This window comes from Citrobacter sp. Cu096 (assembly GCF_030332285.1).
Classification (GTDB): domain Bacteria; phylum Pseudomonadota; class Gammaproteobacteria; order Enterobacterales; family Enterobacteriaceae; genus Citrobacter; species Citrobacter meridianamericanus.
Genome location: NZ_JAOWID010000018.1, coordinates 165,039 through 184,660 on the forward strand (window position 1 = coordinate 165,039; position 19,622 = coordinate 184,660).

17 protein-coding genes and 3 pseudogenes are annotated in these 19,622 nt (G+C 47.0%); 9 read left to right on the top strand and 11 right to left on the bottom strand.

Annotation, left to right across the window (positions count from 1 at the left end; genetic code table 11):
* Positions 1-82: 82 nt before the first annotated feature.
* Both OGX99_RS02190 and OGX99_RS02195 read left to right on the top strand, forming a co-directional pair.
* Positions 83-778, top strand: a complete 696-nt coding sequence (locus OGX99_RS02190) for a hypothetical protein (RefSeq protein WP_015959327.1) — start codon at positions 83-85, stop codon at positions 776-778.
* Entirely contained in the window at positions 779-1,444 is a 666-nt protein-coding gene (locus OGX99_RS02195; RefSeq protein ID WP_286542453.1) for a class I SAM-dependent methyltransferase, read from the top strand.
* A 303-nt stretch (positions 1,445-1,747) separates the two neighbouring features.
* Here OGX99_RS02195 and OGX99_RS02200 read toward each other — a convergent pair whose 3' ends face one another.
* Positions 1,748-2,647, bottom strand: a complete 900-nt coding sequence (locus OGX99_RS02200; RefSeq protein ID WP_015959329.1) for an SMEK domain-containing protein — start codon at positions 2,645-2,647, stop codon at positions 1,748-1,750.
* Positions 2,648-3,319: 672 nt separating this feature from the next.
* Between OGX99_RS02200 and OGX99_RS02205 the strand changes: the two genes are divergently transcribed.
* The 4 genes from OGX99_RS02205 to OGX99_RS02220 all read left to right on the top strand — a co-directional run bounded on the left by OGX99_RS02205 (position 3,320) and on the right by OGX99_RS02220 (position 5,190).
* Positions 3,320-3,571: a helix-turn-helix domain-containing protein gene (locus OGX99_RS02205; RefSeq protein WP_186919298.1), complete on the top strand. Its 252-nt coding sequence runs from the start codon at positions 3,320-3,322 to the stop codon at positions 3,569-3,571.
* 3 nt (positions 3,572-3,574) lie between these two features.
* On the top strand, positions 3,575-4,090 hold the full coding sequence (locus OGX99_RS02210; RefSeq protein WP_286542462.1) for a HipA N-terminal domain-containing protein: 516 nt from the start codon (positions 3,575-3,577) through the stop codon (positions 4,088-4,090).
* Between the two features lie 68 nt (positions 4,091-4,158).
* Positions 4,159-4,425 carry a hypothetical protein gene (locus OGX99_RS02215; protein WP_186919296.1) on the top strand — a complete coding sequence of 89 codons (267 nt, stop codon included), beginning with the start codon at positions 4,159-4,161 and terminating at the stop codon, positions 4,423-4,425.
* Between the two features lie 111 nt (positions 4,426-4,536).
* A complete protein-coding gene (locus tag OGX99_RS02220; protein ID WP_186919293.1) occupies positions 4,537-5,190 on the top strand; it encodes an HNH endonuclease in 654 nt (217 codons plus the stop codon).
* Between the two features lie 55 nt (positions 5,191-5,245).
* Here the strand turns inward: OGX99_RS02220 and OGX99_RS02225 are convergent, their stop codons facing one another.
* Positions 5,246-6,763 carry a TraI domain-containing protein gene (locus OGX99_RS02225; RefSeq protein WP_286542467.1) on the bottom strand — a complete coding sequence of 506 codons (1,518 nt, stop codon included), beginning with the start codon at positions 6,761-6,763 and terminating at the stop codon, positions 5,246-5,248.
* Positions 6,764-6,983: 220 nt separating this feature from the next.
* Here OGX99_RS02225 and OGX99_RS02230 point away from each other — a divergent pair, with 220 nt between their 5' ends.
* Positions 6,984-7,364, top strand: a complete 381-nt coding sequence (locus OGX99_RS02230; protein WP_286542469.1) for a RidA family protein — start codon at positions 6,984-6,986, stop codon at positions 7,362-7,364.
* A gap of 39 nt (positions 7,365-7,403) precedes the next feature.
* Here OGX99_RS02230 and OGX99_RS02235 read toward each other — a convergent pair whose 3' ends face one another.
* The 3 genes and pseudogenes from OGX99_RS02235 to OGX99_RS02245 all read right to left on the bottom strand — a co-directional run bounded on the left by OGX99_RS02235 (position 7,404) and on the right by OGX99_RS02245 (position 9,095).
* Positions 7,404-7,775 carry a hypothetical protein gene (locus OGX99_RS02235; RefSeq protein WP_049069500.1) on the bottom strand — a complete coding sequence of 124 codons (372 nt, stop codon included), beginning with the start codon at positions 7,773-7,775 and terminating at the stop codon, positions 7,404-7,406.
* Between the two features lie 64 nt (positions 7,776-7,839).
* Positions 7,840-8,740 (bottom strand): annotated as a pseudogene (locus OGX99_RS02240) (ArdC family protein).
* Positions 8,741-8,804: 64 nt separating this feature from the next.
* Positions 8,805-9,095 carry a hypothetical protein gene (locus OGX99_RS02245; protein WP_014908067.1) on the bottom strand — a complete coding sequence of 97 codons (291 nt, stop codon included), beginning with the start codon at positions 9,093-9,095 and terminating at the stop codon, positions 8,805-8,807.
* A 333-nt stretch (positions 9,096-9,428) separates the two neighbouring features.
* On the opposite strand from OGX99_RS02245, the gene glgS reads away from it, so the two are divergent.
* Positions 9,429-9,629: a cell surface composition regulator GlgS gene (gene glgS, locus OGX99_RS02250; protein ID WP_020845974.1), complete on the top strand. Its 201-nt coding sequence runs from the start codon at positions 9,429-9,431 to the stop codon at positions 9,627-9,629.
* Positions 9,630-9,667: 38 nt separating this feature from the next.
* Here the strand turns inward: glgS and OGX99_RS02255 are convergent.
* From OGX99_RS02255 to OGX99_RS02265, 3 genes and pseudogenes are all read right to left on the bottom strand, one after another.
* Positions 9,668-10,185, bottom strand: a pseudogene (locus OGX99_RS02255) (phosphorothioated DNA-binding restriction endonuclease); the annotation flags it as partial.
* Between the two features lie 1,026 nt (positions 10,186-11,211).
* A pseudogene (locus OGX99_RS02260) lies at positions 11,212-11,454 on the bottom strand (integrase core domain-containing protein); the annotation flags it as partial.
* A gap of 92 nt (positions 11,455-11,546) precedes the next feature.
* Positions 11,547-12,419 carry a phosphorothioated DNA-binding restriction endonuclease gene (locus OGX99_RS02265; protein ID WP_286542474.1) on the bottom strand — a complete coding sequence of 291 codons (873 nt, stop codon included), beginning with the start codon at positions 12,417-12,419 and terminating at the stop codon, positions 11,547-11,549.
* A gap of 171 nt (positions 12,420-12,590) precedes the next feature.
* On the opposite strand from OGX99_RS02265, the gene OGX99_RS02270 reads away from it, so the two are divergent.
* Positions 12,591-15,533, top strand: coding sequence for an RNA-directed DNA polymerase (locus tag OGX99_RS02270; protein WP_278238423.1), 2,943 nt, complete (start codon positions 12,591-12,593; stop codon positions 15,531-15,533).
* A gap of 65 nt (positions 15,534-15,598) precedes the next feature.
* On the opposite strand, the gene OGX99_RS02275 is transcribed toward OGX99_RS02270, so the two are convergent.
* Genes OGX99_RS02275 through OGX99_RS02285 form a run of 3 tightly spaced genes read right to left on the bottom strand, consistent with a single transcriptional unit; the run spans position 15,599 to position 19,388 of the window.
* A complete protein-coding gene (locus OGX99_RS02275) occupies positions 15,599-17,086 on the bottom strand; it encodes a conjugal transfer protein TraG N-terminal domain-containing protein (RefSeq protein ID WP_278238424.1) in 1,488 nt (495 codons plus the stop codon).
* Positions 17,083-18,444 (bottom strand): integrating conjugative element protein, encoded by a 1,362-nt coding sequence (locus tag OGX99_RS02280; RefSeq protein WP_154022586.1) that lies wholly within the window; start codon positions 18,442-18,444, stop codon positions 17,083-17,085. The genes OGX99_RS02275 and OGX99_RS02280 overlap by 4 nt, the downstream gene beginning before the upstream one ends.
* A gap of 11 nt (positions 18,445-18,455) precedes the next feature.
* Positions 18,456-19,388 carry a TIGR03756 family integrating conjugative element protein gene (locus tag OGX99_RS02285; protein ID WP_227507344.1) on the bottom strand — a complete coding sequence of 311 codons (933 nt, stop codon included), beginning with the start codon at positions 19,386-19,388 and terminating at the stop codon, positions 18,456-18,458.
* Between the last annotated feature and the right edge of the window lie 234 nt (positions 19,389-19,622).

The window sequence follows — 19,622 nt, forward strand, 5'->3', positions numbered from 1 at the left end:
TAGTGGTAATTAAGCTTTAAATGCGTTAGTTGATTTGTGTGACTATTGAAAATTAGCGCTTTTTGAATGCTTGGAGAGTGAAATGTTAGAACCACCAAAGAGTTATAATGAAATGTTACCTATGCTCCATAAGGCAACTTTTATTACTACATTTATATTTTATCTGTCATTGGTTATTTATGGCTACATCCCATTGGTTGGCATTAATGCCAAGTACATTCCACCCATTAAAGACTACGAAGAGTTTATTAAGTGGATATTAACATTCGGCATATTACCAATCGCATTTTCAATTTTTTGGACCGTGATTAGTGGAGCTTTAGATCTACATAATAACGTGGCAAAAATCATTGGGATAAGAAAGGTATGGGATAATTATTTAATTATTAAGCCATTGGCGAAGATAGCCGGCGTTACGAGAAAGTTAAGTGGTGATGAATCTTACAAGGTAATGAGTAAACTTTATTATCCAGAAGTAAAGGAGTTGAAAGATAAACATTATGTTGAGCTTTTTTGGAACAAAGTATATTACTTTTGGGTTTTCTTTGAACATACAGTTATTGCATTTATTACTGTTTTGATAATCAGTTTCGCTAAATTAACTAATCTATTCTCTGTTACTGGTTCTTTAAATAACCTTTGGTCGTGGTTTATTTTCCTTGTTGCCTTCAATTTTCTTATTTTTATAGCATCGGTTAAGCCAAGAACTGAAAGTCAAGTAAGACAGATACCTGATGATAAAATAAAGGAATTCTTTAATAGTAACAATATTATTTAAATGGGGTTAGTTTTGAATTACAAGATAAATGGAATAATTATACGTTCAGAAAATGCTGCCAAACCATATACTATGCCATCTAATTATCTCTGCAACTATATTGAAAGCTCTATTAAAAGTGGCAGGGCCCTTGATTTTGGATGTGGGAAGCTTAGGTATTCAGAACAATTGGTAAATAAATTTGAGACTGTAACATTTTTGGATTCCAGAAAACAACTTGAAAGAGTGCAAATTATCAGGGGTGTACAAACTACAATCCCAGAGTATGTGGCTAATAACTATAAAAATGCTAATGCTGTTCCTTTTGAAAGTATAGATAAAATAACGAACCATTATGATTTTATACTTTGCGCAAACGTGCTTTCTGCAATTCCATGTAAATCCACTATTTACAAAGTTATCAGTGCGATTAGAGATTTATTAAAGAGTGATGGGGAGGCAATGATTGTTAATCAATACAAAAGCTCTTATTTTAAGAAGTATGAGAGTGGAATTAAACATTTGCATGGATATATATACCAAAACTCTCGCAACGCTTCCTATTATGGTTTGTTGGATGAAATTATTGTAAGTAAAATTTGTTTAGATAACAATTTGGTAATAATTAAGTCATGGAGAAAAGCAGGCAGTTCATATGTGGTTGTTGGTAAAAATAAACATATTTAGTATATCTCAAAAAATTCTTTTAAGGTGACATTTACTTGTTACTTATTAGCTTAAGGGTTCGGGTCAACATGACCCGAACCCTTAAGCTATTGCCGGTTTACAGACATTTGGCCAAAGCATTGGGGGAGTTCAGTACGAAGCTTTTCTTAATCCAACTAGTTATGCTCGCTTATGTTAGCAATTTCTTGTACATAGCTGCCTATTCCAATAGGACTTCTATGAGTGAAGAGCAACAATAAATAGCCTCCAAATAAACATTATTCAATGAATCCTGCCAACCATTATCTGTAATTAAGTCACTAATTATAAATCAACAATGTTTAGTGTCATTCCAATATTATATTGACTTGAAATCTCAGATGAATTTTTTGCTATTTTAGCTTTTAATTTATCAATGCTAATCATATCTTCATAGCTGATATAAACCATATCATCTTGGTTAACTTTAGATTTGTTCACTATAGCTTGAATAACAGACAGATCATCCATTACACCTCTCAGAAATTTAACCATGCTTTGATCTTTGAAGTCAGATATCGATTTTGAACGTTGCTTACGTTGGATTGTTCCCTTTGTAATTACTTCATTGATTTCCTTTAAACCGGTAAGCATATCAGATAGGCTGCCTTCGCAACTCATCCGGTGTTTAATTGCATTGCGATTAATAACATTGAGAATTATTTCGAGTGAGTCTTTATCATTCCATGGGTGTAATGACGTATAATCCTGATGGCGTTGAATAGCATCGAGCATATCATGGATCATATCTTCATCTGCTTTATCGCAAAGTTCATTCACGAAATAGCTGGGATCGATTATTTTACAATAACTTGGAACTGAGTTTTTTGATATTTTACAAAAACCAAAAATATATAAAGTAGAGTATTTATCTTTGAGGCTTATACCTAAATCATTTGTCTTTTCAAAAGCTGTAATGGTTTTTTTAATTTTTGTCGGGCTTGCATTCGTAGTAACTTGAACTGCTACCATGTTTTGATTGTCAGCTAAATCAATGGCGGGAAAGTTAACTTTAATCTGATTCATGTTCTCAAGCTCACCCATTTTTAGTGCGCGAAACATAAAGATGGTCAATGACTCAATCATTCTTTCCATGTCATGAAAGCCAGCCTGTTTGCGTTGCGCGATATAAAGCTGAAGTAGCGCGATGTCTCTCTGTAAGTTTCTAATAAGTGCGTCAATCATAGCTAATAATCCTTTTCAATTAAGTTGGGTGGCTTGTTTATTTGACTGTTAGTTTAATTTCTTGTTGTTATATTAACACGCTTCACAATTCAATCAAGATTTCTCAAAAATTAATCCCCTCATGTAAACTCACTAACTATGCTGAATGCATTCCGTAGTTAAACATGTCCACTTCTGGCAGAGAAAGGCCTGAAGGAAATTGATAACTTTGCTATGAGCAAGGAACAACAAATCTGTCTTAAAAGGAAGGTCGGCCAACATACAGTTGACCTGCGTAAAGTAGTTTGTTAGATAGGAATGGCATTCAAGCATAAAAATATTAGATCACATAGATGCGACGACTGGTGAGACGTTTCCTGCATCCGTCCATATGTTTATAAAACTGTTTTTATCGACATATAGCCAGAACATGTCCATTCTATAAACATATTTTCGCCATATGTTAAAAAATTTTTTATCACCATATTGCCGGAGCATGTCGATAGAGTTTTTGGGGGGGCAATCACAGTTTTCTGCACAGTGCTGTTAACGATATTTTTTGGGGGTGATACAGATGTACATGGATACGACATTGAAGATATGAACATTTAAAAAAATCTATCCCCTATAGAGGATAGATTTGAAATATCCCCTAAAGCGGATATATTCAAAATATCTGTCATGGGGGATAAAATGAACGTAACTTCACCCAAAATGCTGGCTCAGGCAGTCAGGGAGGCACGCAAGCAACGTAAGCTGACTCAACGCGAAGCTGCTGAAAGCATGAGCATGAAGCAATCAACGGTTTCAGAGTTTGAGAACCATCCGGAGGGGACACGGCTGGACACGCTTTTTAAGCTCCTTGCCGCTCTGGATCTTGAGCTTCAGGTCGTAAGCCGGAAGGGTAAAAAAAAGTCATCTGAGGGTTGGGACCAGGAGTGGTAATCCGTGGAAAAATTAACGGTTGCGCTTAATGGCATCATTGTTGGTACGCTGGAGAAAACGGTTGGCGGGGAAATGTCTTTCTACTACCAGAGAGACTGGCTGGAAAGAGCCGGTTCTCGTGCCATTTCACTTTCGATGCCGTTACGGGAAGAGCGCTATCGTGGCAAAATCGTCTATAACTTTTTTGATAATCTTCTGCCAGATAGCGAGCAAATTCGTAGCCGGATTCAGGTACGGTTCCATGTGCCTACGAAGCAACCTTTCGACTTATTAGCACGTATTGGGATGGACTGTGTTGGGGCTATACAGCTTTGGCCTTATGAAACCAATATTCCATCCGTTCAGAGAGTGGATGCCGAACCCTTAACTGAAAACGAAATAGAACATCTGCTGCAGAGATACAAAGATGCCCCATTGGGTATGCAGGCAGAGGTCGATGATTTCCGTATTTCACTGGCGGGCGCGCAGGAAAAAACAGCACTGCAGCGCGTATTCCGTAGCCATCTCGTCAGTAGTTGAAACAGTAAAAAATGCCCCTATTTCATGGCTAATTAACCGCTAAATTCTAGCCATGGAGGAAACTACCGATGCCACCCCGGACACACCGCCAGCTCGTGAGCGTTGAAGTGATGTGGCCTGCTCAGACGCTACCGCTTCCCCTGCAACATGTAGTCGAAGCATTGAATCAGGGCGAAACGCCCGATCAGATTATTATCCGCATGAACCAACAGGGTCTGCTGGCGTGGCGCGAAGACGCATTCGAGCAGGATACACACGATGTTTTTCAGGTGCGGCTGGACAATCAGCATGAGGCGCGGTTTCTCTGCCGCTACGTTACTCTGCCGCTGCACTGATACCCGTATCCCGGTACTGCGAGATTGAAGAGTGCTGTTTATCACCGGATAAATTAATATGCTATAAAATAAAGAGTTAGCATATGTAGTTTCAGGGATGATGAGTTGTAAATGAAGAAGAAACTGCCAGACCAGCTTTCCAGGGAATGCATTATTGCGGCTATGCGCGCCTATGATGAAGGTGTACGCCACCAGTTCAGCGAGTCCCGGCTGTATGATGTGGTCTTTGAAGGGCGCAGTTATCCACCGAAAGCTATAGTCGGTATTGCTGCTTCAAATATGATAGGCGTTGAGTTTTCCCCTGAAGATTTTAGCGGTGGTATCAAGTCGAAATGTGTCAAGTTGCTTACCGATCAAGGGTTTCAGATCGTTGAGAAAAATTTGGGTAACGAGCAGCCCGCCATCAGTATTTTTCCTGATGAACTGCCACCGCAGAGCGTATTTACTGAAGGTGCCGCTATGCAGGTAACGGTTAACCGCTATGAACACGACCGTAAGGCCCGGCAGGCCGCATTAGCCTGGCATGGTTGCCTGTGCAAAGTATGCGGCATTGATATGATGAGGGTGTATGGTGAGATAGCAAAAGGTTTTATCCATATACACCACCTGATTCCGCTATCAGACATCAAAGATAATTACTCTCTGGATCCCAAAAAAGATCTTATTCCCGTCTGCCCTAATTGCCACGCCATGTTGCATCGGCGTAATCCGCCTTTTTCGCCTGAAGAATTGAAATCAATTATTGAATATCATGCGGCTCTTTAGGTATTACAGCCCATTCGCTGTGGCTCGGTGGAAGAGAGTATTTTGATATAAATTGCTATTCGCGCAGCAACTTCAGCCACGGATTATTCACCGGCACTTTCTCCCCCAACACCTGCTTCGGATCTTCTATCAGAAACCCTTTCAACTGACTACTTTTCTTTTGTGGAACCCGAACCTCGCAGGTCCAGATAAAACTGTCATCATTACAGCGCAGGGCCAGCCCTGACTCCTGGAACATTCGTTGTGCCAGCTTCCAGCCGTCGCCGGTGTCGCCCGTGATTTCTGCTGCGTACATCTTAAAGATCCCCGGCGTTATCAAAAAAAGATGATTTTCCACTACATGCACCTTACCGTTACGGGTATTCACCGTGCCTGAAGAACTGATGTGGTTCTTCAGCCACAGCAGGAAGTTGTTAATGTCACCAAGCTTGGGATCGTCTGCTATATCCGGCAGCGGTTGAGTGGGTGTGCTAAGTTCAGGGACGAGTTCCGCTCCGTTTACCGGCGCCACATCACCGCCAAAACAGGCGGGGCGTTGTTCTCCCTGTTCCCAGATTGCAGATGGTGTCAGGCGCAGCAGCGTCAGCGGCTCAACGGGCGACCATCCCTTATCTGAACGGATGATGCAGCGCCAGATCGCTTTATCCTCGTTAGCGACAATAAGCTGATGCGTCAGCAGTTCGTCAAACAGGCGGTTATTGTTTTCCGGCACACTGGATACGCCATGCTGGAGTAGCCAGGCGCGGACCCGGTCGGCGGTGGTTTTGCTGACCAGCCACAGCGCATCCTCCGTCAGCCAGCCATCGGATCCGCATTCGGGATTATTGAGCCGGTACTCGTTCTGTACCAGTGAGCGTAAGGCGGTGAGAAGCTGCTGGGGGAAGGAAGAGGGCTTTTGCGCCAGCGCGCCAGCCCGTTCGTAGTGTCCGGTAAGCTGATAAATCAGGGACGCAAAAGCCGTGGGGTATCCGGCCAGCCAGTCCAGTAATGGCGAGGGTATCAACTGATTAATCAGCATTGCGGTAGCCGCCGGATGCAGATGATAGTCGCGACCGTGGCTCTGGTACTGCCAGCGATAAGGCTGTGCCAGATTACCCTGCCACGAATGCCAGCGGGTGCCATCACGTTGATGAATCTCCATATCCACGGCGATTTTTCCCGTATCGTGCAGCAATGCTGCGCAGACTACCGTGACCGTCCATGCGCTGGCCTGCCGGGCCTGTTCTTCCGCACCCACTTCCGGTGGCAGCAGATAACCCTGGCGCAGCCGAATGGCGTTGCAGGCAACTTCCAGCGAATGATCCAGTAGCCCGCCGGGAATGGAATGGTGATGACTTTGTGAGGCGGGTAGCAGCTGTACCAGTGCTGCGAAGCGATTAATCGCCGTGAGGATCCAGCTATCAAACAGGGTATCCGGCAGCGGGGTTAGTTGCCGTAACTGGTGCAAACAGGACTGGCGTAACGGCGTCGCCAGCAACTGTTCTGCGGATAGTGGCGCAAACCAACCCGTCGGCAGCGTAGCGTCTGGTGCAGGTGGCTGGCTCTGGGATGATCTTTGTAGCCACTTCAGCATATTTCTCCTTTTCGGGCAGGCCCCTTTGCCCTTGTCGCCCTTCCTTTGCAGTGTCTCCCTTTGGGCCTTTTGCGGGCAGCAGGTTTTTTTGTCAGCGAGGAAGAGTTGAAGGTTGATGGTCATTTAACGAATATAAGGATGGTGTCTCTACGGGCTGGACTATGCGCAGATGGCAGCGCAATTTGGCTGACAAATAATGAATTTATACAAGGACGAGGTCATGGCACGATTAGTCAGAAAAAATTATCCGCAACTGGGCGAAGTTAACGCTCCTTATGTTCATGCAGTTGCACACCAGGGGGCGCTATATATATCGGGTCTGACAGCTTTTGGTTCTGAGGCGCAGAGTGGTGATGTTGTTGCGCAGGCAAGTGAAATATTCAGGCAACTTAAGGTGATAGCAACAGCGGAGGGGATTACGCTTGATAATCTGATTAAAGTGACGATTTTTGTTACTTCAATTGATTCGCTGAAAGCATTGCGTCAGGTATTGTATGCAAACTATGGCGAGAGCCTGCCCGCCAGTTCTCTTGTCGAAGTTAGTGCACTGTTCTCCCCGGATCTTCATATTGAAATTGAGGCCGTGCTTGCACTGCAATGATGGAAAAGTGGCCGATCGAAACCGGCCACTCCGTTCCACTTACCACCAGGCATAAAACATCAGCCTGTCTCGCTCAAAATCAAACGTCTCCAGCGTCTCTTTCACCCAGTGGGTGACGGCGCGAACGTCTTTCCAGTAGTGTTCTCCATAATCGGTATATCCATAGAAAAAGCCGTCAATCGTGGGATAAACCGCGCCGCAGTTATCCGGCGTCAGGCTCTGCAGGTCACTCAGAAGCGCCTGCAAATGTGCTTTGGTGACTTCTAACAGTACCTGGTTGCGCACCAGCCCAACGTGTTCATCCACCCATTTGAGTAACGGGTTCACCTTGCGGAAATAACCCACTCTGGCGTACTGGCTTTCATCGGGCGCGTTTTTTGCCCGTTCGAAAAAGAAGAGATCGAGTCCCATATATCACTCCAGAAAAAAGGGGAGCAACTCCCCGACGGGGAAGGCTCCCCGTGCGGGTGGGCTGTCAGGCGCTAAGCTGACAGGGTTGTGGTACTGCGTTGAGCAGCCATTCACTGGCGCGCCATACCGCTGGCGCGGATCACTGCCCGCTTGTCCTGGCGCAGAATATCCAACCAGTAGCCGATATAGCTGGCGTGCTGGAGCCTGCCCTGAATGCCGCAATGGGCGCACAGGAAGGCGCTCCCCATCTCTGCCACTAACTCTTCAGCGGCGTAGAGTGCTTCGGTGCGTTCTGCTCCGGCAATACCGGGGCGGTTGATGCGTGAAGCGTGACCAGTAGCGTGCGTCAGTTCATGCAGTAGCGTGGCATAGTACGCCTCGCTGCTTTCAAACTGCTGCGGGTGCGGCATCATCACCAGGTCGGTCGCGGGTTTGTAATACGCTTTAGACTGGCGGCGATGGCGCAGCGTCACGCCGCTATTCATCGTAATGGCTTCGGCCATCTCCACAGGCTTTGCGGGCCGGGTAAACGGCTCGGACAGCGACTGCGGCAAGCCGTCGCACTGCGACAGGTTAAACAGCCGAAATTCACGAATAATCCCGAAATGCCGCACCTTCGGCTCGCCGTCTTTATCCAGCAACGGCTGGCCGAGTGCATCGGTCTCTTCCTGTGTGCGCGGCAGATACAACACCGCCAGAGAGGATTTCTCCCCCCGGCGTACCTGCCCGCCGAGCGCGCTGACCTGGTGGAACGTCAGCCAGCGGTCGCTGGCAAAACTCTGCTTGTCGGCGCTGTTCCACAGCAGTGGCACGTTAATGCCGTGATACGGACGACCGGATAACGCATTGATCGGGAACGGCGGCTCGCCATCGCGCCACGGGCGGATCCACGGCACATTGCCGTTTTCCAGCTCAGCAATAATCTGGTCGGTGACTTTCTGGTAGATATCGTTGCTTCTGTCCATTGTGCGATCCTCATGGAAGAAGCCGGAACCACCTCCGTCCGGAAGCGACTCCGGCGGGGAGAGGTTATGCCTGTTCAGCCATCGAGACCTGCACATAGTGGCCGTGATAGTTGAGTGACAGCGGTAATGCGACAGGGACTTTCATATCGCCCTGCGGCGGCTGGCAGTAGATCGTAAAGGTGACTTTCTTGCGGGACGTCCCGGCGGTGCGCAGGGTCAGCAGTACGGCGAGCAACAGATTGCCCAGCCGTTCTTCCACCTGCTGCGGGTCGGCGGGAAATTCCACAGCGGATTGCCAGACATCAGGGGCGATAACCACCGGCATTAACGACGGTTTTTTATCGAAAAGCGACATGGTGTTTCTCCTGTAAATGAGCAGGGAACACCCTTCGCAGGGCATTTCCCTGCGGGATGGAATGGCACGGGTATCCTGCGCATCTGCGCCGTTCGCGCCTTCCGGATACATGGCGAACTTACTGCATGGCTGGCGGTAGTGTTTTCTGCGCGGGTGATAAAAGGGAGGGGAAAATCATTACCGAGGCTGAAGAGTTTTGTCGTTCCTGAAATGTGAACACAGGCAGATTGATGCGCACGCATCGCTCAAAAAACGATCTTTTTCAGGCGGATACTGAAATCAGAAAAGCATATGACCTTGAACAGTAAACACAATGACTGGAGGGATATGCTAATGAACCAACAAGATATAAACGCATTAAAGAATTTTGATTTTCTGGCACGCAGTTTTGCCCGTATGCACGCCCTGGGCCAGCCAGTTGATATCGATGCCGTGACCGGCAATATGAGTGATGAACAGCAAGCATGGTTCCGGGAGCGATACGACCACTACCGAAAGCAGGCTGAGCGGGCGAGAGTGATAGAACTGCGGTGATGTAACGAACAACGGGCTTAACGGCCCGTTGCGTATTTTCAGGCTTTGAAAATCTGCTTCCGGTGCCAGCCGACATACTGTTCAGCAGGCCACTGCGTTTTGTCATAAGGGAGGAATAACTGCTGGCCGTCCCGGTGCCAGAACAGATGGTCTACCACCGGACTACGACTGACGCCGCCGGAGATGCGGATGGTCATACTCTCATCCAGCCCGAATGCCCCCATATCAAACGCATCGTGGTGCAACGTACAGAGCGCCAGGCCATTGTTTACCACGCACGGGCCACCGTACGCTTTCCAGTGAATATGCGCTGCTTCAATACCAACCAGCGCGCCATCGAGCCTGAGATCATAACCACAGAACGCGCACCGTGAGTGGTAAGCGTGAAGAACGATATCCCTGAAACGCGGATCGCGGTTCCTGGAGCGATCGATAATTTGAATCCCAGTTGGTTGGCCTTGATCCGCTGGATACTTTCCGGGAAGTGACCTATCAGGACCTGCTGGGCAAGTTGATCAATTACTTCGGGGGCAAGTAACGGTTGGTAAGTTGCTTTAACACTTACAACAGTAGCCACGGCATATGATCCTGACGCCAAAAAGAAATGTTAGAGATGGGCGATTACAGAGCTTCGAGAGTTATCATAGAAATGAACCGGGTAACAGGCTAAGAGCAGCTCCGGATTTAAGTCAGGAATCTGTCAACGCTATTCAGGATGGGTCAGGGAGTACAAAAAAGCCGGATTACTCCGGCTTTTCTCTGCGCCAGCTCTTAGAAGAACCAACGAACCAGCTCTAAAAGCGTTGCTAGCGCTTTTAGAGCTAGGATAACTTTAGACAATAAAGTATCCATGATGCCCCCTGTATTGGGGAGCGGAACACCGTCGCTTGCCTTGCACTCTGTCGCAACGGCTATCTCAAATGTCAGTTAAAGATAGTCCCACTCCGTTAAAGCAGACCCTGATTCAGCACCACCTGGTAATCAGTCAGAGTTACCACCGTCCGTTTTTTTGCACACAACTTGATCCAGTTGAGTTGATTCAGGCAGGTTTAGGGGGTTATGATTCTAACGTCAGTTAAAGATAGTCCCCTTCCAGTTCTGAGCACCAACTCAGCACCGGATGTAATCAAGCCCGATCACCAGTCGGGCTTTTTTACATCTAAAACCCGCTGTAACCCGCACTACACGGCACTTGCTGAATATTATGGTTACTACATACTGCTGTTGCATCAATTAAATTTTCAAAAAAATTGATTTAGAACAAGGTAAAAAGTTGACAGTACGGATGGTACTGTGTTCAGCGGTTTTGATTTTTAAAAGGAAATTATTGGATGTTGAAAAACTCCAACAAAACAGAGCTTTGTTACCAACAAACCGCAGATTTTGTGTGCTGACAACTTCACTGAAAATGTAAATTTCTCTTATCAGCGGCAAAATCACTGCTGAAGTGCAGGGTCTAATGTCGCAACATGTGTCGTTCGTAAGCCCCTCCCATACTCACCATCGCCGCGTACTTTTTACTGATCTGATGAAGTATGAAGAGTTACGTGATAAGAAAGCCAGAAAGCCATGCATGTAGTGGTCAACTAAAACTGGCCACCGTTTTAGAGTTTTTCCAGTATCGGTTTTCCGATTCGTTTGGTGGTAACCCACCGTTATACTCGTGTGGCCCGAGCGCGCTGTAATACCTAACGATATAGTCCGTTATTGCGTGAGCTGCATTGCCGAAGCTTATGTAACCAGGCACTGGTACCCACTCATTCTTCAGGCTCCGGAAGAAGCGTTCCATTGGGCTATTATCCCAGCAGTTCCCACGCCGGCTAATGTACAGGATTTATCCGCTATAGGGGGGAGAGGATATTTATACTTTAAAGGGGATAAATTATATAATCGATTATACCTGTGAAGCTCGCGGTCTCAGGCTTTGAATATCTGTTTACGGTGCCAGCCGACATACTGTTCAGCAGGCCACTGCGTTTTGTCATAAGGGAGGAATAACTGCTGGCCGTCCCGCTGCCAAAACAGATGGTCAACCACCGGACTACGACTGACGCCGCCGGAGATGCGGATGGTCATACTCTCATCCAGCCCGAATGCCCCCATATCAAACGCGTCATGGTGTAATGTACAGAGCGCCAGGCCATTATTTACCACGCACGGACCACCATATGCTTTCCAGTGAATATGTGCCGCTTCAATACCAACCAGCGCACCATCCAGTCTGAGATCGTAACCGCAGAACGCGCACCGTGAGTGGTAAGCGCGAAGAACGATATCCCTGAAACGCGGATCGCGGTTCCTGGAGCGATCGATAAAATCGAATCCCAGCTGGTTGGCAAGGATCCGCTGAATACTTTCCGGGAAGCGATCGGTGAGGATCTTCTGGGCCAACTGGTCAATCATCTCTGGATGTGCCAGCAATTGTTGGTAAGCCGCCTCATCGAAGCCGCCCGCCACCTGGTTATCAATCAGTTCTTTCTTTGTCGGCTGAGTATTGCCCTTGCGCGGTTTGCAACCTTCTGCGTGAGTGATCTCCCAGAAGCCGTCGGTTCGCAGTCGCCAGAAAGGCATATTGGGATAGTCGGTGCGTCGCTTGGGACCAAACTCTTTCAGCAGGCGAGTAAGCGGTTCGTGGATTTCCAGACCGTAGTTAAACAGGCGTGGATGGCCTGCTTTGTACTGCGACAGTACATACAACAGCAGTAGCGGTTTATGCGGCGCGCATACGTCACCCTGACGCCAGACAGAGACGTTAGAGATGGCGGATTGCAGCGTTTCTGGAGAGATCATAAGAATGAACCGGGTAACAGGCTGATGTTATTGCGATCATGCTCGCAAAGTTTCAATTTTTCAAGTAGTTACATTGTATGATGATTAACAAACAAACTCTTTAACTTATTGTAAATAAAGAATAATATACTGTCTATCAATAGAATTAAGTTCTAATTTTGAGGTTTATTAATGGATATTGATTTAGATGATGTAAAAAAGGCATATCTTTATCTTAAAAGCTATGCTTACCACGAAAATTTAAATTTATTTTTAAAGCAAAGAATCGCTGAATTTGAATCGGAAGGACAAGCGAATCATTTCACTGATATTGTTAATGTTATTAAAGATGCCAGCTTTAAAAGTAATGATATCTTTATAAAATGGCTTAAAAAAGTAAATTACCATGTTTTACCAAAAAATATAGATATAAAAGGTGAGTTAGAACAAAACGAGCATAATAAGAAAAATGGTCTCTTTATAAGTAATGTTCGCGATGCAGATACGTACCAAATATCTAAAGTAAATTATTTTATAAATGCTCCCGTACAGTTGCATATAATTGATATGTTATGGTGCGTATTCGCAGCTCCTGCAATCGAAATATTATTGGAAGATAATAGCTATGGTAATCGTATGCATCCATCTGCCGTTCGTTATGCGGTAGCAAAAAAAACTAGTGGAGGTCATGAGATATTTAAAAGATACATCGATCAATACAATTTATGGCGTGATCAGGCTGTTAATATTGCTACAGGCTTATCTAAAGAAGAGCATGATGTGGCGCTATTGTCTCTTGACCTGAAATCATATTTTTATTATGTTGATGTAGATTTTGATAAAATAAAAGATGCTATAAATAAATATTACTCACAGAGCGATACACTGCGAGATTTATCTTTTCGACTTACTGAAATAATTGAAGATTTGTATCGCTTATATAACAAACTTACAAAAATTCTTCAGAAAAAAACACATCCAGACTGCATAAATAAAAAGAAATTACCGATAGGGTTAGCATCATCTTCAATTATTGCTAACTGGTATTTAAGTGATTTTGATAAATCTATCGCGGATGAGGTTAGGCCTGCATATTATGGGCGTTATGTCGATGATATCTTAATGGTATTCAAAAGACCTAAATTAGATATTGATAGGCCTATTGAATCTTTTGTTGATAATTATTTATCAGGAGTATTGTTGCGTGATCCTTCTGATGGTAATTATGCTATATCTGTAAATGATAATTTATTGCCAGTACAAAAAGACAAACTCATATTACAATTTTTTGATAAATCTCATAGTCGAGCTGGACTTGAAGTTTTTAAACAAGAGCTTGACGAACGTAGCAGTGCATTCAAATTTTTACCGAGTGAGCATATAGAAAAAGAATTGGATAAATTCGCCTACGATGTTCTTTATGATGGTTCTGCAAATAAATTACGTAGTATTGTTGGCCTTGCTGAAAACGAAACAGAGCTTGCAAAATATCTTACAAGCCATATTACTGCTCACAGACTTTGTAAGTTAGATAAGAATAGTTCTGTTTTACCGCAGTTAAAACAATTCTTTAAAGGTCAGAATGCATTAAGGTTTCATAGATTATGGGAGAAAATTTATCAATATTCTTTAGTTACAAAGAATTATTCATTTGCCACATCTTTTCACCACTATGTAATTCGTGAGGTAAGTAAAGTAGAAGGCGCTCATAGTGATAAAAATATAAAATTCCGAGCATTGTCAAGGAAGATTATAATAGATCTTAAATTTTATAATGAATTATCTTTAGCGATTACAGTCGGGTTGCTCGACTTAAAAAATCCAATCAGTGAAGATGAATGTTTCTTAATCGATAATGCCTTTTTAACTAATAGGGCTAAGTTATCAGATTTGATTTACTTTGGCTCTGATTTACATGAATATTCATGGCAGTTCCGTTACTCCAATTTGATTCGCCATCACTTAGTTGCTTGGCCATTGTTAAATTATTCAAATTTCAATGGTGATCTTAGCAGCGAAAATGGATTTATGAATGGCGCAGGTTTTTCTCTTGAAGAAGAAAAAATAAAATTTTCCCCACGATTTATTCATTATGATGAATGGGCTTTGTTCAAACTTAATGGCTATTTATCAGATGGTAAAAATCTAAATGATTGGTTTTGTGATTCAATAGAGGAATATAGTAATCATTTCTTTGATCAGGATTTTTCAGTTGAAATTAAAAAGAATAAATGTACTACCAACGGGATTTTAAAATCTGAAATACATATTGGTAACAAACAACCATGTAAGAATATTAAATTGGCAGTTGCAAATATAGTTGTTAATGAAGAAGATATATATTCCGCAATTCGTAAAGATACGAAGCCAAATCTTAGTTTTCCTCGCCAGGAAAAGCTCTTCAATATTTTGAATTCTGCTCTTATTGAAAAAGCAGATATGTTAGTTATGCCGGAAGTAGCTATTCCTGTGAGCTGGCTGCCATTTATGGTTTCATTCTCAAGAAGACACCAGATTGGGTTGGTGTTTGGGCTAGAACATTGGGTTGTTGGAAATAGGGCATATAATGTTATTATAGAAGCATTGCCATTCAAAATATCTGATAAATACAAATCCTGTGCAGTTACAGCAAGGTTAAAAAATCACTATGCGCCAGCAGAAAAGGATATGTTGGGAGATCTTCGGTTAACACCCGGTATTAGCTCCGATAATTTATATTACTATCATAGCGTTTCATGGCGTGGTGTTACTTTTGCAACGTATAATTGCTTTGAGTTATCAGATATAACTCATCGTGTTTTATTTAAATCAGAGATAGATCTGTTATTTGCATGTGTTTGGAATAAAGACACGAATTACTATCAGCATATTTTAGAGTCGGCCGTAAGGGACCTTCACTGCTATACTGTGCAAGCTAATACATCCCAATATGGAGGTTCATGTATCCTTCGGCCGACAAAAACAGAAAATAAAACAATGCTATACGTAAAAGGTGGAGAGAATTCTTGTGTATTGACAGCAAGTATTGATATATCAGCCCTAAGAAGTTTCCAGTTTAAATCTAAACCAAATGTTAAAGATACCTTTAAACATTTACCCCCAGGATATGACAGTGAGGCTGTATTAAAAAGGTAGATTTAAGCAAAAATAGCTAAGATGAGTCTTGCACTAAGTATACATTAGCGATGGAGTGACATTAGTCACTCCATGATTTTACCCGCGACAATTCCGCCGCCATGTTTTATATCCTTTATTGTATTTCCAATAACTCCAGCGATAGCCCCACCAACCTTTACACCCGCCCAAGGCAATGCACCAAGCCAGAATACCGGTAGCACCACAAACATCGTCCCCATCACCATATTGACGATCAAATCATCTGAAGTGTTCTGTAAGCCGTACAGGTTGAAATGCGAAGCTCCGTTCTCACTATAAATTATCTCCATCAGCCAGCTATCCAGCCAGCGAGCCAGCTCCCACCAGAAGGTAAGAAAGAACAGGGCGAACTGCACAAAGCTCAGCGTGATGACAGTTTTAATCTCCCATGCCGAAAATAACAGGACTACTGGTATCAAAATGACCAGCGCCATTTCGAGGAAGGCCTGTACCATTGGCAGCGCTTGGCGCACGCTGTCGAAAGCAGGGAACAAAGCGAGGCTGGAAATCGACATTCCGGCGATACTCCCCAACCGGCTTAACGCTTGCGATGCATTCAAGTTATCCCCCGCATTCCCACCAAACCCGTTGTACACCAGCCCGCCCTGTGACACCTGCATATTGCGCGGGCTCACCAGCGAGCGCAGTACCGCTTCTTCGTACTCCTCTTTCGACTGCCCCAGTTTTTGCAGTTGCTGCCAGAGCGTGGTATCGACCTGCTTCAGCAGCCGATTTTTCAGCCCAGTATCGCCATCGGACCACCACTCTTTACACGCGGGATAGCCTCCGCCACCTGTATTGCTCAGGCCATCATCGCGGCTGGCGTCATAAGGCCAGGCGGCGAGTGGCGAACGGGAGTGTTCGTGATCGTAATAACCCGGTGTAGTGAGGTAAAAAGACGAACCCACCCAGTCCACCTCCCGGCTCTGTTCCTCGCTGATATCACTGCCCAGCCGCTTGAGACGTGCGCGCGATGGGCCATAGCAGTCATTAACGAAATCCTGTAGCTCCTGCGCCAGCGCTGGATCAGCGATCCGGGTGTGCTGCACCTCAAAGCGCAACTGGCGCAGGTCCGGCTTGCAGGGGAGCACCGCGACGGCGGCGCTGGTGATGCCCTTGCCCAGCGCGTGGGTGAAGTACCACCACACTGGCACCGAGGCGCTCTGGCCGCTGAGTTCATTGATCAGTGGCGCATATCCGGAATCACCGGGCTGTACCACCGACCAGCCGCACTGCTTGGTGCGCTGGCTGTCGTAGGTGAGGGTATTGATATCAACATTGAGGAACGGCACACCCGCAAAGAGGATCACCAGCAGGGCGCTGTAGAGCGAGTGCTCCACCCAGACGACCAGCAGGCGGGCGACGTTGCCTTCATCCGCCCCCTGGCCGCGCGCCTTCAGCCACAGGGCGACCAGTTTTGCCAGAAGGGGCAGGGCGAACAGCCCGGTGGCGGTCAGCGTCTGCCACACGCCGTTGTTCACCAGCCAGCCGAGCAGGGTGAGCACATACTCGAAATAGCTGTTGGCGGTCATCGCGGGCTGTCCGGCCGCGGGTTATTCAATTGATGTATGCGGCGGTCATTGTCGTCCGGCACTTCCACCGCCTGGCCCTGAAGCTGGTCGCGCTGCTGTTTGCGTTGCAGGATAAGGCTTGCGGTATTGCGCGTCAGCGCCTGGCGGAAATCGAGTTCCAGTTTAAGCTGGTTCAGTTCTTCATCCAGTTGGGCGGTGGTTTTGCCTAAGCTCTCCTGCGCTTCTTTGACGTTGGCGATATTGGGTTCGCGCATGCCCGCGAGCAGCGTGCGCCGGGCCAGCAGCGCCTGTTCGGTAACGCGGGCCAGCGCCAGCTCTCCCGTCAGCCGTTCGGTGAGGACGGCAACATCCGGATCGTCGCGTAGCGCCTCGACCACGCCGCGGGTCAGTTGCATGGATCCGCCGGAGGCTTTCGCCAGGTTATCGAAGCCGGGTTTCTGACTGCCATTAACCAGATCTGTCAGGAGGGGCAGGATCTTCGCCTTTTCTTCGTCGATCAGCGGATGCAGGCCGATCCCCGCCTGTGCGCCGGAGCGTGCATCCGGATCGTCGGTGACCTGCGCTACGCTGATAGTCTGCTCGCCGACCACGCGGGTCATCCATCCGGCGGCCTCTTCAGGGGATGTCCAGGTGCGACAAAGTTCCCCGTCACATTCGGAGGCGGTAAGAGACGTGGTGCTGGTGGCGGGCTGCTGGTTGAGAATATTCCAGCCTGCGACGGTGGCGTCATGGACTACCTTGATTGGCGGCTGGCCTTTGCCGCCGCGCTTTTCGCCGCCCACCCAGCGCTTACCCTTTTCGGCGGCCTCTTTTGCCGCTTTCTGGTCGGTGCGGATGGCGTCATTATCGCTGGCGGCGAGGGACTGGTAATTCTCCGCTTTGGCTCCGGAAAACCAGGCGGAGTCTGTCGCTAAATCGGTCATCTTCTCCGCCATTTTCTGGCAGTTCAGCAGCGACTTATCAAAATCCAGCCGTCCCTGCAGCACGCCGTTGGTCAGCAGATCATAAAGCTGCGGATTGGCGCGCTGGATAATCATCGCGGGCAGGCTGGCAACCGCGCCGGTGGCACTCTGGATAACGTTACCCATCAGTTGCTGGAAGCCGTCGGTGATGCCGTTTAGCTGGTTGCGCACCGTGGTGTCGATATCGAAATTGCCGCACATCATATCGGCGTTCCAGCCAAGACCTAAGCTAAGCGGCGAGGGGCTGCGGCGTACGGGCGGCGGCATGACGGCTTCACCGCCGCCAATCTGGTAGTAAAGCAGGTCGTCAACCGCGCCTCGCGTGCGGAAGCTGTAGTTGTCTGCCGCCACGCAAACCCAGGCGAAAAACAGTAAGACCAGGCAAAGGACTCTCATCACCGCCTCCGTTAACCCGTACTGCCGAGAAAGGTTTGCCCCCGGCGCGGACAGCATTTATAGGGCCGCCACAGTGTCCAGGCGTACGCGCCATCCTCCGCGAGTTTGTCGGCGTAGGTGTCGGTGGTGCTGCCATCCGGAAACACCGAACAGGCGGCGGATTTTTTCGGCGTGAGCATCTGCCAGCGATGGTTATCGCTGTCGCCTTCGATAACCGGGGAGGGCGGCCAGTACCCGGCGCGCGATGAGGCGGTCAGCGGCGTGTAGATATGCGGTTGCCCGGTACGCGTCACCAGATCGGCCACGCGCTGGGCGATAACGGCGGCGGCTTTATAGTCGTGCGTCTGGCTGATGGCTCCGGCGCGCGGGTAGATATTGCCCCACATATCGCCGTTCTGACCGACTTCCCGCATGCCCGGCGTCAGCGCCTCCGGCCAGGTCATTTCCGGCACACCGCTGCGCCATGCCAGCGTATCGAGTTGACTCAGAAAGTACGGTTGAAAAGGCTGCGATGAAGGTGAGCAGATATAGCCAAACTGGGTGAAAAATTTTGCCAGTTCATCGCCTGCCGGGAAGCCGATGGCATCGGCATTCTTAAAGCGGATCTTGCTGTGCTGGCTGGCAGAACGAGGATTCGTATCGCCGCCGCCTTCGGCAACACCGGGCAACGGTGGGCTGAGTAACGACATCTCCGTCCACGGACTTTGCCCGGTGTTGCTGTAAGCCGACACCACCAGATCCGGACGGAAATGACTGACCTTCACCGACGTACGCACCGTACAGCCGAACGGCGTGCAGTACAGCCAGTAGCACAGGCCGACCACCCGGTAGTTCACGCAGTCCGGTGACAGGGCGGAAGCGGCAATTTCCGGCGTGGTAATGGCTCTGAGCGGGAAAGCGGCGCACAGCATCAGGAGCAACAGAAGAGAAGAGCGGTCTGGCATAACGCCTCCGGCAACAGAGTTTTCTTCTGCCGGGTGTAGCGCAATGCTCATTCGATCACTGCTGAAAACTGGAACCAGCCTGTGAAAATTGTTGAGTCTGTCATCAACCTTTGCCGGGCTTTCTGGTGTTATTCTGTGGTTCAGGCCGGGCTACGAAAGTGGTTCCGGCCTGTTTTTTTCTTCATTTTTTATTGTGTTTAAGGAGCAAAGCTTATGCCAGTAAAACGAAAACAT

Excerpts from the sequence above, each read along its gene's own strand:
- OGX99_RS02190 (WP_015959327.1), top strand. The coding sequence starts at position 83 with ATGTTAGAACCACCAAAGAGTTATAATGAAATGTTACCTATGCTCCAT.
- OGX99_RS02195 (WP_286542453.1), top strand. The coding sequence starts at position 779 with ATGGGGTTAGTTTTGAATTACAAGATAAATGGAATAATTATACGTTCA.
- OGX99_RS02200 (WP_015959329.1), bottom strand. The coding sequence starts at position 2,647 with ATGATTGACGCACTTATTAGAAACTTACAGAGAGACATCGCGCTACTT.
- OGX99_RS02205 (WP_186919298.1), top strand. The coding sequence starts at position 3,320 with ATGAACGTAACTTCACCCAAAATGCTGGCTCAGGCAGTCAGGGAGGCA.
- OGX99_RS02215 (WP_186919296.1), top strand. The coding sequence starts at position 4,159 with ATGCCACCCCGGACACACCGCCAGCTCGTGAGCGTTGAAGTGATGTGG.
- OGX99_RS02220 (WP_186919293.1), top strand. The coding sequence starts at position 4,537 with ATGAAGAAGAAACTGCCAGACCAGCTTTCCAGGGAATGCATTATTGCG.
- OGX99_RS02225 (WP_286542467.1), bottom strand. The coding sequence starts at position 6,763 with ATGCTGAAGTGGCTACAAAGATCATCCCAGAGCCAGCCACCTGCACCA.
- OGX99_RS02230 (WP_286542469.1), top strand. The coding sequence starts at position 6,984 with ATGGCACGATTAGTCAGAAAAAATTATCCGCAACTGGGCGAAGTTAAC.
- OGX99_RS02235 (WP_049069500.1), bottom strand. The coding sequence starts at position 7,775 with ATGGGACTCGATCTCTTCTTTTTCGAACGGGCAAAAAACGCGCCCGAT.
- OGX99_RS02245 (WP_014908067.1), bottom strand. The coding sequence starts at position 9,095 with ATGTCGCTTTTCGATAAAAAACCGTCGTTAATGCCGGTGGTTATCGCC.
- glgS (WP_020845974.1), top strand. The coding sequence starts at position 9,429 with ATGAACCAACAAGATATAAACGCATTAAAGAATTTTGATTTTCTGGCA.
- OGX99_RS02265 (WP_286542474.1), bottom strand. The coding sequence starts at position 12,419 with ATGATCTCTCCAGAAACGCTGCAATCCGCCATCTCTAACGTCTCTGTC.
- OGX99_RS02270 (WP_278238423.1), top strand. The coding sequence starts at position 12,591 with ATGGATATTGATTTAGATGATGTAAAAAAGGCATATCTTTATCTTAAA.
- OGX99_RS02275 (WP_278238424.1), bottom strand. The coding sequence starts at position 17,086 with ATGACCGCCAACAGCTATTTCGAGTATGTGCTCACCCTGCTCGGCTGG.
- OGX99_RS02280 (WP_154022586.1), bottom strand. The coding sequence starts at position 18,444 with ATGAGAGTCCTTTGCCTGGTCTTACTGTTTTTCGCCTGGGTTTGCGTG.
- OGX99_RS02285 (WP_227507344.1), bottom strand. The coding sequence starts at position 19,388 with ATGCCAGACCGCTCTTCTCTTCTGTTGCTCCTGATGCTGTGCGCCGCT.